Origin of the sequence: Kitasatospora sp. NRRL B-11411, assembly GCF_000721345.1 — a bacterium.
Taxonomy (GTDB): Bacteria; Actinomycetota; Actinomycetes; order Streptomycetales; family Streptomycetaceae; genus Kitasatospora; species Kitasatospora cineracea.
Window position 1 is genome coordinate 1 of the sequence record NZ_JOGH01000318.1, and the last position, 433, is coordinate 433.

A 433-nucleotide genomic window follows, 5' to 3' on the forward strand; every position below is an offset into this window, starting at 1 on the left:
GATGATCGGGGCGGAGGGCACCGGTTTCGCCACGGCGATGCGCACGCTGGACCACACCCGGGTCACCATCGCGGCGCAGGCGCTGGGCATCGCGCAGGGCGCGCTGGACTACGCGAAGGGGTACGTGAAGGAGCGCCGGCAGTTCGGGAAGGCGATCGCGGACTTCCAGGGTGTGCAGTTCATGCTGGCGGACATGGCGATGAAGTTGGAGGCCGCCCGGCAGTTGACGTATGCGGCGGCGGCGAAGTCGCAGCGTACGGACGGTGATCTGACGTTCTTCGGGGCGGCGGCGAAGTGCTTCGCCTCGGACGTGGCGATGGAGATCACGGTGGATGCGGTGCAGTTGCTGGGCGGGTACGGGTACACGCGGGACTATCCGGTGGAGCGGATGATGCGGGACGCGAAGATCACCCAGATCTACGAGGGCACCAAC

Annotated in this window: 1 protein-coding gene; it reads left to right on the plus strand. The window is 67.2% G+C overall.

Translation table 11 applies throughout. The features are described from left to right. Window positions 1–433, plus strand: a 433-nt coding sequence (locus IH44_RS0140145) for an acyl-CoA dehydrogenase family protein (RefSeq protein WP_030464789.1), incomplete at both ends; no start/stop codon positions are given.